Source organism: Frankia sp. CcI49 (assembly GCF_001983215.1).
Taxonomy (GTDB): Bacteria; Actinomycetota; Actinomycetes; order Frankiales; family Frankiaceae; genus Parafrankia; species Parafrankia irregularis.
In genome coordinates, this window is record NZ_MOWP01000040.1 from 52,978 (window position 1) to 65,548 (window position 12,571).

The 12,571-nt window shown below is 69.5% G+C and carries 9 protein-coding genes and 1 pseudogene; 6 read left to right on the forward strand and 4 right to left on the reverse strand.

Annotated elements, in window-relative coordinates:
- Positions 1 to 8: 8 nt before the first annotated feature.
- Positions 9 to 1,016, reverse strand: coding sequence for a hypothetical protein (locus CcI49_RS34210; protein WP_054566286.1), 1,008 nt, complete (start codon positions 1,014 to 1,016; stop codon positions 9 to 11).
- Positions 1,017 to 1,129: 113 nt separating this feature from the next.
- On the opposite strand from CcI49_RS34210, the gene CcI49_RS34215 reads away from it, so the two are divergent.
- Positions 1,130 to 1,783: a TetR/AcrR family transcriptional regulator gene (locus CcI49_RS34215; RefSeq protein WP_054566603.1), complete on the forward strand. Its 654-nt coding sequence runs from the start codon at positions 1,130 to 1,132 to the stop codon at positions 1,781 to 1,783.
- Between the two features lie 121 nt (positions 1,784 to 1,904).
- On the opposite strand, the gene CcI49_RS41800 is transcribed toward CcI49_RS34215, so the two are convergent.
- Positions 1,905 to 2,771, reverse strand: a complete 867-nt coding sequence (locus CcI49_RS41800) for a helix-turn-helix domain-containing protein (RefSeq protein ID WP_054566285.1) — start codon at positions 2,769 to 2,771, stop codon at positions 1,905 to 1,907.
- A gap of 93 nt (positions 2,772 to 2,864) precedes the next feature.
- On the opposite strand from CcI49_RS41800, the gene CcI49_RS34225 reads away from it, so the two are divergent.
- The 4 genes from CcI49_RS34225 to CcI49_RS34240 all read left to right on the forward strand — a co-directional run bounded on the left by CcI49_RS34225 (position 2,865) and on the right by CcI49_RS34240 (position 7,179).
- Positions 2,865 to 5,036 carry a molybdopterin-dependent oxidoreductase gene (locus tag CcI49_RS34225; RefSeq protein WP_054566284.1) on the forward strand — a complete coding sequence of 724 codons (2,172 nt, stop codon included), beginning with the start codon at positions 2,865 to 2,867 and terminating at the stop codon, positions 5,034 to 5,036.
- A gap of 53 nt (positions 5,037 to 5,089) precedes the next feature.
- Complete coding sequence (locus CcI49_RS34230) at positions 5,090 to 5,551, forward strand: limonene-1,2-epoxide hydrolase family protein (RefSeq protein ID WP_076833631.1); 462 nt, start codon at positions 5,090 to 5,092, stop codon at positions 5,549 to 5,551.
- 35 nt (positions 5,552 to 5,586) lie between these two features.
- Positions 5,587 to 6,633 carry a zinc-binding dehydrogenase gene (locus tag CcI49_RS34235; RefSeq protein ID WP_054566283.1) on the forward strand — a complete coding sequence of 349 codons (1,047 nt, stop codon included), beginning with the start codon at positions 5,587 to 5,589 and terminating at the stop codon, positions 6,631 to 6,633.
- Positions 6,634 to 6,714: 81 nt separating this feature from the next.
- A complete protein-coding gene (locus CcI49_RS34240) occupies positions 6,715 to 7,179 on the forward strand; it encodes a nuclear transport factor 2 family protein (protein WP_054566282.1) in 465 nt (154 codons plus the stop codon).
- Between the two features lie 63 nt (positions 7,180 to 7,242).
- Here CcI49_RS34240 and CcI49_RS43830 read toward each other — a convergent pair.
- Positions 7,243 to 7,344, reverse strand: a pseudogene (locus CcI49_RS43830) (transposase); the annotation flags it as partial.
- 20 nt (positions 7,345 to 7,364) lie between these two features.
- A complete protein-coding gene (locus tag CcI49_RS34245) occupies positions 7,365 to 11,954 on the reverse strand; it encodes a diguanylate cyclase (RefSeq protein WP_241840418.1) in 4,590 nt (1,529 codons plus the stop codon).
- Between CcI49_RS34245 and CcI49_RS43835 the strand changes: the two genes are divergently transcribed.
- Complete coding sequence (locus tag CcI49_RS43835; RefSeq protein WP_241840421.1) at positions 11,943 to 12,527, forward strand: hypothetical protein; 585 nt, start codon at positions 11,943 to 11,945, stop codon at positions 12,525 to 12,527. The two genes, CcI49_RS34245 and CcI49_RS43835, sit on opposite strands and share 12 nt — an antisense overlap.
- The last annotated feature ends 44 nt before the right edge of the window (positions 12,528 to 12,571 follow it).

Consider the following 12,571-nt stretch of genomic DNA (forward strand, 5'->3'; position numbering starts at 1 on the left):
GCTCGTGACTACCGGTACCGCCGTGCCACTGCGGTGAAAGCCTCCTTGGGCTCCCACTCCAGGTCGGGGTAGGTATGCCCCTGGCGCCCTTCGAGGAGTCTGACGATGCCCAGGCTGGCGCGGTCCAGGTCGTCGCGGGGGTCACCGTCGGGGCGGTAGGGGAAGCCGGACAGCGCGAAGAGGTAGACGAATGCGCTGTCCACGCCTTCGGTGTCGAAGATTTCCAGCAGTTCGCTGAGGTATGCGGCCTGGCCGGTCTCGTCGCGTTCGTATATCCCTTTCAGCCGCACCGGTGCCCCGGTGTGCGGGTCGTATTCGACAACTTCCAGTACCCGCCCACCCCGGTCCCCCGCGCCGCGGTAGGCCGCGGTGCCAAAACCGGTCAGGGCCAGCGGCTTCGGGCCTCGTGCCAGGGCACGCACCCCCTCTCGGAATCGGTCGGCGACCTCGGCTGAGCGGATCAGTTCGAATGTCATGAAGTCGAAGGGAGTCCAGTCGACCTGCTCGAACTGGATGGATGCGTAGGTCAGCTTTCCCCGGAAGCGCTCGCGGATCGCTGCCGCGGCGTCGCGCAGGAACGTGTTGATGCGCACGCCGAGCTCGCTCATCGCGTGCGCTCGCCGCTCGGGATCGCTTATGAGCTGCGTGACCCGCTCCTCCGGGCGGTCGCCGGGAAGGAAGCCGCGGTTCATCACACTCAGCTCCACACCGGCGACGAACACGATGGTGGCGCCCTGCATCCGTAGCCGCTCGGCCCGTTCGGCGCAGTCGCGGAAGAGCGCGAGGATCTGCTGCGGGTCCAGCTCCAGGGGATAGGGCGAGAACCAGACCTCCAGACCGAGCTCGGCGGCGCAGCCGGCGGCCAGCTCCAGTCGGCCCGGGTCGCCGCCGATGATCTGAACCGCGTTGCAGTGCAGGTCGTCGCGGATGACGGTGAGTTCGCGTCGCACGACCACGGGGTCAAGGTGCTCACGGGAGATCCGGCCGTGTGTGACGAGTCCGGTGTCGTAGGTCATTCCTCTGGCTCGCATGGCGTCATCCCTTCCATCGGTCGCGGTGGAGCCGAGACTCGCAGAAAAAATGCGCGCACGCAAATTTGCGTGTACGCAGTCATCTGTGGAAGGCTGGCATCGTGACATCACCACCGGGGCTGCGAGAGCGGAAGAAGCAGGCCACGCGCGAGGCGCTGCGCGAGGCGGCCCTGCGCCTGGCCGTGGAGCGCGGACCGGACGGAGTGCGCGTCGAGGACATCGCCGAAGCGGCCGGGGTCTCGCCACGCACGTACAACAACTACTTCGCCAGCCGCGAGCAGGCGATCGTCGCCGCCGTCACCGCGGACCGGGAGGCACGGATCGCGGCGGCGGTGGCGGCCCGGCCCGCCGAGGTGCGCCTGGCCGCCGCGGTCACCGAGGCGGTGGTCGAGCAGTACACGAACACCCGCGAGGACGAACGTGCGGCACTGCTGCTGATCACCACCCGGACCGCGCTGCGCGCGGCGTTCCTCGACAGCACCGCCGGCATCGAGGCCCCTCTTGCGGCGGTGATCGCCGAGCGCCTCGGCGATGCCGAGGCACGCACCGCCCGCGTTCTTGCGGCGAGCGTGGCCACGGCCGTGCGCATCGCGCTCGACGAGTGGCTTCAGGGCGCAGGCACGACCGGCGCCGGCGCGACAGGACTGCTCATACCCTCCGGCCCGCTGCCCGACCTGCTCCGCGGCGCGCTGGCCCCGCTCGCGCCCGCTTTCGACGCCGCCGAGAGCCCCACCCGGTCGTCATCACCCTGACGTGCGGCACGCCCGACCGGTTGTCCGCGACTGTCACCGGGTGCGGTCGGAGTGGGTGCGAGCGGCCGCCGCGCTGGAAGAAGCGTTGACCAGCAGCGGTCTGTGCACGCCGGTGAATGGGCTACGAGGCTGGCGCTGCTCCGGACGTCCCCGCCAGGGCGGTGCCCAGCCGGCCGGCCACCTCGATGAGCCGGCTGCCGAGCTCGGCGATGCGGGCACCGGACAGCGGCGCGGGCAGGCAGGTCAGGCCGAGCAGCAGGACCGGTTGGGCCCCCGGGCCGGGTACCGCGATGTTGATCGAGGTCGTGTCGTACTCGCGTTCGGGCTCGAGGTCCTGGACCAGGTGGTAGTCATCACCAGTCAGTTCCTCCGTGAGCCGCTCCATCAGCCCGGGCAGGCCGAGGCGGCTGGCGAGGCGACGCAGCTGTTCGGTGGGGGCGGGCGCCAGCTCGACGGCGTAGCCCCGCGCCCGGACCGAGGCCAACGCCGCGGCGTAGCGCTCGCGGTGCGCGGCCGGCGCCTGCGCCAGCCAGCGGTCGGTGTCGTCGCCGGCGAGGACGGCGGTGCCGAACGGTGGACGGAGAGGGACCGTGGAGCCGACCCGCAGGCCGCCGGCCGCGGCCCGTGGATGACGAACCTCGTCGACGACGGTCAACTGGTCTCGGCCGATGGTCAGCACCAGGCAGTTCGCGCCGGCGGCGGCGCTGAGCTCGGCCATCGCCGGCCTGGCGAAGGCGAGCGCGGGAAAGCCGTCGTCGGCCGCCCGGCCGACCGCGACCAGACCCGGGCCGAGGCAGTAGCGCTTGCGGACCGGGTCGCGCAGCAGCCAGCCTGCCGAGGTGAGGGCGCTGAGCATCGAGTGGCAGGTGGACTTGTTCACGCCCAGGCCGCGGGTGACGTCCGCCAGGGTCACGCCCTCGGTGGGACGCAGCGCGATCAGCTCGATGAGCGCGACAACCCTGTCTGTCTGCGGCGATGGGCGGGCCATGTCCGTACTTTTGCCACGCCGGTTGCATAATGCAACCCTTGTGGTGCATGTCTCAACCATGCGAGTCTGCCGCCATGCACGATCTGGTGATCCATGAATCCTGAGTCCTCTCACCTCCATGGGCGCACAGGCACCGCGGCCGGGCTGCTCGACGGGCCGGCTGGCACCGTCCGCACCTACTGCCGGCTCTGCGAGGCCGGCTGCGGAACGGTCGCCACGGTCGAGCGCGGCCATCTCGTCCGTCTCCGGCCGGACCACGATCACGCCGTCACCCGCGGCGCCGCATGCAACAAGGGCCTTCGCGCCATCGACCTGCACCGCGACCCGGACCGGCTGCGGGTACCGCTGCGCAGGGAAGGCGACCGCTTCGTCCCCGTCTCGTGGGACGAAGCCCTCGAGGAGATCGCCGCGCGGATGCGGGACGCCATGTCCGAGCACGGCCCGAGGGCGGCGGGCATCTACATCGGGAACCCGGTCGCGTTCAACGCCCTGGGCAGCGCGGCCTCGGGGCACTTCGCGGGCGCGCTGGGGACGGATCGGGTCTTCTCCGCCGCCACGCAGGACTGTTCCAACAAGTACGCGGTCGCCGAGCTGCTCTACGGCTCGCCGAGCGCGAACCCGATCCCCGATCTCAGGCGCACCGAGCTGCTGCTCGTGATCGGTTCCAACCCGCGGGTCAGCAAGTCGTCGTTCATCAGCGTCGCCAACCCGGTCGTGGAGCTGCGGCGCATCCGCGACCGCGGCGGCCGCGTCATCTTCGTGAACCCCGTCGACGTCGAACCGGACATCGGCCCGACGTTGCAGATCCGGCCGGACAGCGACCCCTACCTGCTCGCCGCGATCCTGCACGAGATCCACCGCACGGTGGGCTTCCGGACGGACGCCGAGCAGGGAACGGTCACCGGTGCCGAGCAGGTCGCCGCGTTCGTCGCCCCGTACTCCCCCGACGCGGTGGCCGACGTCGTGGGCCTTCCCGCCGAGGTCATCGCGCAGCTCGCCCGGGACTTCGCGGCCGCCGGGTCCGCGGCGATCCATGTGTCCACCGGCCTGAACATGGGCCGCCAAGGTGCCCTCGCCTACTGGCTCGTCCAGATGCTGCTCCTGCTGACGGGAAACCTCGACCGGCCCGGCGGTAACTACTTCCCCGCCCGCGGGATCGGGGCACGCTTCGGACCCGTCGACCGGACCGCGGCCTCGTTCTACACGACTCAATGGGGTGACTTCCGGCGCGCGATGGGCCTGCTCCCCGCCGCCCTGCTCCCCGAGTTCATCGGCGCGGCCGAGGAGCCGTTGCGGGCGCTGGTCGTCGTGGCCGGAAACCCGGCGCTCAGCGTCGGCGGCGGACCCCAGCTCACGCAGTCACTGCGCTCGCTCGACCTGCTCGTCACGATCGACCTCTACCGCAACGCCACCGGTGAGCTGGCCGATTTCGTGCTCCCGGCCACCGACCAGTTCGAGCGGGCAGATCTCAACACCTTCGTCCAGGGCATTCAGGTGGAGCCCTACCTGCAGTGGACACCGGCCGTGGTCGAGGCCGACGCGCAGCAGCGCGAGGAGTGGCGCATCCTCGGCCAGATTCTGCAGGCGATGGGCCGCACGCCCCTGCTCGACCCGGCCGCGACCGACGCCCTGCCGCTGCTGTTCGACCGGGCGCTCGCCCCGAAGGGCCTCGACGTGCCCGCGCTGCGCGCGGCGGGCGGCGTCGTGCCGTTACATGAGGACGGCGCCGAACGCTCCCGGGAACGGCTGGGGGTCGACGGCCCGCTCGACTGCGTGCCCGAGGCGCTCGGTTCGACGCTCGCCCGGGGGCACGCCCTGTTCGAGGAGCTCCGGGCCGAGGATCCGGGGCGCTTCAAACTGGTCACGAGACGAACCCGGGACGCGCTGAACTCGGCCATGGGAAACCTGCCGACGAGACGCCCCGGCGACTGGCCGAACCCGCTCTGGATGAACCCGCACGATGCCGCCGGCCTCGGTCTCACCGCCGGGTCGCGGGTCTCGGTCAGCAACGAGTGGGGCGCGCTTGCCGCCGAGGTGCAGTTCGACCCGCGGCTGCGCCCCGGCGTGGTGGCGATGACCCACGGTTTCGGCAATGCGGCGACGACCGGTATGCCGGTGGCCCAGCGCCGTGGCGGTGCGAACGTGAACGTCCTGACACCGCGGGGGCCAGGGGCCTTCGATCCCGTGAGCTGCATGTCCCACATCACCGCGATTCCCGTCGACGTGTGCGCCGAGCCGGACGCCGCCCCATCACCCGTCCGCTAGCCGTCCACCAGCCTTCCGCCGGCCAGCGGCCGGCCGGCACCAAGGAGCTGACCATGCCCGACACCACGGCGCGCGCGACCCCCAGGGAGATCGTCGCCGCGTTCACGGAAGCGATGTACACCCGCGACTGGGACCGCGCGCGCACGTTCTTCGGCCCGGATTCCGTCTACTGGGATGTGCCCACCGGCCCGACCGTGGCGGCCAGGGGCCCGGAGGACATCATCGCCCGGGCCACGTCGGTCCTCGACGCCCTCGTCTTCTACGGCAACGACCATCTTCGGACGGTGGCCTCCGGCGACACGGTCATGACCGAGCACGCGGAGATCTGGCAGTTCGCCGGCGGGGAGAAGATCGTGCTTCCCTKCGTCTCGGTACACGTCATACGCGACGGTGTGATCGCCATCTGGAAGGACTACTGGGACCTCCAGGCCCTCCTCACGAAGGCGCCCCCGTCCTGGATCGCGAACCTTGGACGTGACCGGTCCTGGCTTTACGACGCCACCGGTGTCCGGTGACGGAACCCGTCGCAGTGACAACGGAGGGCACAGCAGTGACGACGAACGAGACCGCGGTGGCGCAGGCCTGGGTCGCCACGAGGCTGGCCGCGCCCACCAGCGCACTCGAGATGCGCGACGTCGACGTACCCGAGCCCGGTCCGGGAGAGGTCCGGATCCGGACGGAGGCGTTCTGCCTCGACTTCAACGACATCGACTCGATCTACGGGCGGTGGGTGTTCAAGACCGATCCCCCGTTCGTTCCCGGCATGGTCGCAGCCGGCGTCGTCGAGCGTTGCGGGGCGGGTACCGACCATCTGCGCGGCGCGCGGGTCGTCGGGTGCACCGCCGGCGGAAAAGGTGGCTATGCCTCGGTCGCCGTCCTCACGGAGCGCACGGTACAGCTGGTCCCGTCCTGGCTCGGCACCGCCGAGGCCGCCGCGATGTACTTCCCGTACATGCTGAGCTGGCTGGCGCTGAAGGAGCGGGCGAGGACCTCCGCAGGCGATGTCGTGCTGATCCACGCGGCGGCCGGCGGGATCGGGTCGGGCGCCGTGCAGCTCGCCAAGGCGACCGGAGCGACCGTGATCGCGACGGCCGGCTCGGCGGAGAAGGTCGAGTTCGCGCGCGGCCTCGGCGCGGACTACGCGGTGAACTACCAGGAGGATGACTTCGTCGCGTACACCCTGGACGTCACCAACGGCAGGGGCGTCGACGTCGCGTTCGACACCGTCGGCGGGCAGACGACCCGCGACACGTTCCGGGTGATGGCGTTCAACGGCCGCCATCTGATCATCGGCTATTCGGCCGACGCGGCCGCCGAGGAAGCGGGCGTCAACCTCCAGCCGAGCATCTACGGAAACTTCGATATCTGTGGCGTCTGCTTCATGACCGTCGAGAACCCCCGCCCCTCCCGGGCGTTCGGGATGAACTTCATGTCGACGGCGAAGGGCATCGACATCTGGAACGAGATCCTGCAGCTGGCCCGGCGGGAGATCGTGCGACCGGTCATCGGCCAGCGCATCACGCTCGCCGACGTCCCCGAATGGCTCGACGCCATGGAGAACCGCCGGACCAAGGGCCGCACCGTCGTCACGCTTTGAGGGCAGTACCCGCCCACGGCAACGGCAGCCCCCTTCCGCATCGTCGTACCGCACCGTCGTACCGCGTACTAGGAGCCGACCATGTCCGACGCCCCGTCCACGACGAGCCCCGAGGCGCTTGTAGCGGAGTTCTGGGAGACACTTTTCGCCCGTGACTGGGAGCACCTCCACGACTTCTTCGGTGACGACTCCGTGTACTGGGACGTGCCCGCAGGGCCCACCCTGGCGGCCAAGGGGCCGAAAGGCATCGTCGCTCGCGCGAAGTCCGTCCTGGACAGCCTCGCCGCCTTTGAGAACGATCAGATCAGGACAGTCAGCGAAGGCGACACGGTGATGACGGAGCATCACGAGATCTGGCGCTTCGCCTCAGGCGAGGAGATCGTGCTGCCCTGCCTGTCGGTGCAGGTCGTGCAGGACGGCGTGATCACCCTCTGGAAGGACTACTGGGATATGCAGACCCTGATGGGCCCCGCACCCGCGGAATGGCGCGAGGCTCTCGCCAACGGCGACTTCTCCTGGATCGTCGATGCCACCGGCAGCCGCTAGCACGTCCCTCCCGTCCGGTTCCTCACCGGTTAGAAGCCCGTAGGACGGCCTAATAGGGCAGCGGAGGGCTGGATGCGATTCCGGGAGGCCTTTCAACCCGTCACAGACGGCGATGCACACGTCCTCGACACCCCGGTTACGGATCTCGGTGAGGACCTGGAACTCGGTTCGGACGGCCTCTCCGGTCAGTGCTCCGCGGTGACAGTCCGGTTCCGACCCCCGCGTTTCGCGGCATACAGGGACTGATCGGCGCGTTCCAGTACTGCGGGGATCGAGGACTCCGCAGATTCGAAGGACGCCGTACCGACACTGACGGTAATTGTCAGTGGACCGGTGGAAGTCGGCACGGGGTGTGTGCATACAGCTAGCCGGACACGTTCGCCGAGCGCGTAGGCCATCTCGGCGTCGCCGGTAACGAGGACGGCGAACTCCTCCCCGCCAAGGCGCCCGGCGAGATCGTCACTTCTCAACGACCGCTCGATCCGCCGGGCGATCTCGACAAGAACTTCGTCGCCGATATTGTGACCGTGCGCGTCGTTCACCTGCTTGAATCGGTCAACGTCGATCATCATGGCGGACATAGCTGCCCCCGCTTGCGCGCGGACGCCCGCTTTCACACGTGCCTGTTCAAGGAAATGCCGCCGGTTGGGTAGCCCGGTGAGGGGGTCGGTCGCGGCCGAATGCCGTGCCTCCTCATACAGACGCGCGTTCTCGTAGGCCGTCGCCGCGGTGTCGAGGACCATCCGCGCCACCTCGGTCTGGAGGGCCCGCTCCTGGCCCTCGTTCTGGGAGGCGAGCACGAGGATGGTCGGGACGGCGCGGGGCGGGGCGACCGGTAGCGCCAGCCAGGAGGTCAGCGGACAGGGCGTGCCCGGCAGGTGGACAGCGACCTTGGTGTCGCTGACCGCGACACCGTCGAAGGCAGGCGCCAGCTGGGCCGGGGGATCCGGAAGAACCGTCCCAACCGCGCGCGAATCGACGTTTCCGGTGACCTCCATGACCCGCATCATCGCCTGGGGCCGCCGTTCCAGTACCCACGCCGCGTCATGCGGAAGGACAGGCCGCGCTGCGGCCAGGACCCTCGGCAGGACGTCTCCTGACCGCAGCGTCGCCCCTGCCTGCTCGGCGACCTCGCGTAGCACCTCGGCCAACTCGCGTTGCCGGCGTTCGGTGGCAAGGCGAGTCTGCAGACGGGCGGCCTCCGCCGTGCGCAGCGCGATCCCGACCTGCTTGGCCAGTGTCACGAGAACGTCAACATCGTCCTCGGTGAACAGGCCCTTGGCGACCTGGCTGTCTATGTAGATCACCCCGGCAGCGCGGCCCTCGATCGGGACCGGAGCGGCCAGGATGCTCCGCAGTCCATGCTGGACCGCGCTGTCGGAGCCGAGCGCCGCCCCTTCCGAGGTGCCGGTCACGACCAGAGGGTTTCCCTCCGCGTGAACCCGGGCGACGATGCTACGGGCGTAGCGAGACAGATCCATCGGGGCGTCTTCCCCGGCCGTCCGCCAGGCGTGGGGTATCAGCGCGGCGGCATTGTGCGGGTGCGGCCGGTCTCCATCTCCGGTCGGGTCCGCGGGAAAGAGGAGGATGGCACGGTCCGCGCCGAGAATATCGATGATCTCGGTGAGGACGATGTCAGCAACCGCGTCCGGATCGAGTGTCACATCCGCAGCGGCACTGACTCGCAGGAGTGCGTCGAGGCGGCGCCGGTCCCGGCCCGAACTCACCACGGCAGGCTTCCCGACCTGACTGTTCGCACTGTCGGAGAGTTCGAACTCGTGTCGGACTGCACGCCCGCGTGGGACCCAACCGTAACCGTCCGCCAAGGACAGGGCATACCTGGCCTGCTCACGTGCCTGGCGATCGCGGCCGAGCGAGCGCAGGCACCGTGCCCGCTCGACGAACACGTCGAAGGTGATTCGGGGAGCGTCCAGCCGGAGGGCGAGCCGTTCGRCCGCCGCCAACCATCTCAATGCCCGTCCTGGCCTGTCGACCAGTTGGTCCGAAATGGCCTTGAGCACAAGTAGATCAGCACGGAACAGGGGCGTCACCGCAGCCGGCAACGCCTCTCTCAAGCAGCGGCGGGCCACCCTCACCCGCCCCGCCCGATCATCGCCGATCGCCAGCCGCGCCTGTTCAAGGCGCCCTCGCGCCCTGGTGATCCAATAGTATCTATAGTATTTTGCCGTCCGCAGCGGCGTGCAGCCGAGGGCATCGGCCTGGGTCACCAGCCGGTCGAAATCCTCTCCGAGTCGACCTTCCTCAAGGTCGTTCTGCATCAGACCGTGATAGGCGAAGAAGTTGCGGACCGGCTCCTTTTCTGCTGGCGGAAGTTCGGTGAGTGCTGGCCCGAGGCGCTCGCCAGCACCTCCGAGCGCGCGCGACAGTCGACATCTCGTAATTCGGAGGTCATTCAAGACGTGATTGATGCCATTGGCACCCGGTTCCAGACAAGCCAAGCCCTCGCGCCAGAACCCTCGGTAGGAGAGGTCGAGGGTGGCCGCCGTCACCGCGTTGTCATACAGAGAGGCGTCGACCCAGCGGGCCGCCCGACGCAGCGTCGATTCGAGCTGTTCGCTGGCGGCCGTCGTCTCGCCGAGGAACTGGAGCGCGATACCCGCGTAAAGGTCGACCTCCGCGAGAAGGACCGGATTACCGGTCTTGCTCGCCAGCGCCCGGAAGGTGTCGATCGAGCGGCGCACCGCCCGCCCTCGACCCAACTCCGCCGCCGCGACGTTGATCATTACGTGTCCGCGGATGAAAAGCTCACCGATGCCAACCCGTCGCATCGCGTACAAGCCACTGAGATGCCACAGAAAAGAGGGGACGTGGAAAAGGAAGAGCGCGTTGGGGCCGCCGACCTCGTGTAACCGCAGCTCGATCTCGTACCGCCGTCTTGTCTCGCCGGTCGCCGTTCCGAACCCGGTCGCCGGCCAGCGCACGATCCAGGCACAGAGCAGACGGCCCAGCGCTACCGGGCCGACCAGCGCCGAATTCGGGAACGGTCGCCCGACCTCGGCGAGGCCCTGACGGACATGGGTGGCCGCAGCAGTGTAGTTCCGCATCCCGTACTCAACGCCCGCCGCCTCGGCATGCAGTACCGCCCGGGCCAGCGCGTCGCTCTCCAGCTCCAAGGCACGCGCGAAGTGCACACGCGCCTGATCCGGGAGGATGCGGCGGGAGCAGGCAAGACCGAAGCCCGTTTCGAACGCGGCGTCGGGGGCGACGCCGGCCCGCTCCGCCGCCTTCGCGGCCGCGCGAAACATATCCTCCGCCTCGACCGGAGCGCGCTCGGCGAGCGCGGCCTCGGCCGCGGCCCTGGTATGACGATATTGCCGGGCCGCCGGCAGTCCTCCGCTGATCGCGTGGCGGGCGACGGCGAAGAGGTCGGTGCCGCAGGTCGCGCCTCTCGCTTCCAATGCGTCGGCGATCGCCGCGTGCGCGCGGCGCAGGCCATCCTTGCCGAAGGTCAGCAGCAGCGCCTCGCGCACACAGTCGTGCACGAAGGACCACCGGCCCTGCGCAGGCGTGACGAGTTGGTGGTGCTCGGCGTCGGCGAGGGCGAGCCTTACGCGTTCCGGAAGAGCACCGGACGAGGCCGCCAGCACGTCCACGTCGAACTGGTGCCCGATCGCCGCCGCGGTTCTCAGCAACGGCAGCGCAGCGGGGCTCAGGGCAGCGACGCGACGTCTGATCAGCCCCAGCACGTGGTCCGGGAGGGCGAGCGAGTCGAATCCCTCCCGGTCAAGATCGAAACCACTCCATGAAGGCTGAATCAGGCCGGCATCTATCACTGCCCGCACATACTCGAAGACCGCAAGCGGGCTACCGGACGAACGGATTGCTATGTCCTGGACGAAGCGGTCGTCGGCGACATCGCCGAGAAAGCTCCGGATCAGCTCGGCGACCTCGGGCTCGCTGAGCGGCTCCAGCCAGACGGCGACCCTGCGGGAGGTCCCGGCCGAGAGCAGTCCGGCGGCGTCACGGGCGGTCGCGACGACCAGCAGCGGCGCCGGCGCCGGATCGCGGGCGATCTCCTCGAGGAGTTGGCGGTCCGCCGCGCCGAGCCACTGCGTGTCATCCACCCACAGCAGCAGGCCCCCGCTGAGCCGGGCCAGATGCCGAACGAATCGCGCCGCGGCCAGCCGGAGCTGAACTCCAGTGTCCGCCACGTCGACCGTTTCCGGTTTCCGAGGACGGTCGGGATCGCCTAGGCAGGGATGAAGATGGGTGAGCGCGGCAGCATCATCACCGGCGGCCGCGCGCAGTCGCGTGAGCGGGGCCTCGGCCGTAGGGCCGGCTGCGGGCGGCGCGCGCAGATAACTGTCCACCAAGGCGTGGAACGTGGCGAACGGCGCGTCTGCCAGATCAGCGCACTTCGCCTCCATCAGGATGGTCCGAGGAGACGCGCATGCCTCCCGGACGAACGTCCGGACCAGATGGGTCTTACCCAGACCCGCGTCGCCGCCGACACCGACCACGGTTCGCTCCCCATCGCCGCCGCGGCACCGGTGCCAGGCCGTCCGCAACACCTCGAGCCACACGGCGCGACCGACCAGACGGTCCGCCGACCCGTCGGGGCACGGCTGGGCCGCCGCCGTAGGCGACTCCAGCTCGGCGACCGCGCCAAGCGCCGCCAGCAGATCCTCCGCGCACTGGAAACGGTCATCCGGGTCCTTGGCCAGGAGAGTGCGGACGATGTTCGCGAGACCCGGCGGGATACCCTCGCGTCTGCTCCTCGGGTCTGGCGGCGCTGCCACGGCGTGCAGCCTCATCAGCCCGGCGACATCGTCAGCCTCGAACGGCGGCGTGCCGGTGAGGCACAGATGCAGCACGATGCCGAGGGCATACAGGTCCGAGCGGGCGTCCACGGGCCGGTTCAGCATGCCGAGTTGCTCCGGTGCGCTGAACCGGACCGTGCCGACAACGGTGTCCCGTACGACGCCACCGGCCCGACCCAGCAATCCGAAGTCAACCAGGACGGTCCGGCTACTCGGGCCGAGAATGATGTTCGCTGGTTTGACATCCTGATGGACGAGTCCAAGCCGGTGCGCGGCCGCGAGCGCGCTCGCCACGTCTCGACCGACGCGCAGAGTGTCGGGGATGGACAGCGGGCCRGCGCCGAGACGAGCGGCCACCGAATCCCCGTCGACAAGCTCAAGCACCAGGTAGGGCCTGCCGTCGACCTCCCCGGCGGCGAACACTCTGGCGATGTTCGGATGCCGGATGCACGCCAGGACGGTGGCTTCCCTCCGGAAGGAACGGATCACCTCAGCAGGCGGGACATGACGGGACAACTTCACCGCGTAGTGCTCGCCGTTCCGCACAGCGCGATACACCACAGCTGAGGCGCCCTGACCCAGTTCACTCCCCAGGGTCACCCCCGGGATCA

Bases quoted from the DNA above. Each gene is read 5' to 3' on its own strand.
- CcI49_RS34210 (WP_054566286.1), bottom strand. From the start codon at position 1,016: ATGACCTACGACACCGGACTCGTCACACACGGCCGGATCTCCCGTGAG.
- CcI49_RS41800 (WP_054566285.1), bottom strand. From the start codon at position 2,771: ATGGCCCGCCCATCGCCGCAGACAGACAGGGTTGTCGCGCTCATCGAG.
- CcI49_RS34225 (WP_054566284.1), top strand. From the start codon at position 2,865: ATGAATCCTGAGTCCTCTCACCTCCATGGGCGCACAGGCACCGCGGCC.
- CcI49_RS34240 (WP_054566282.1), top strand. From the start codon at position 6,715: ATGTCCGACGCCCCGTCCACGACGAGCCCCGAGGCGCTTGTAGCGGAG.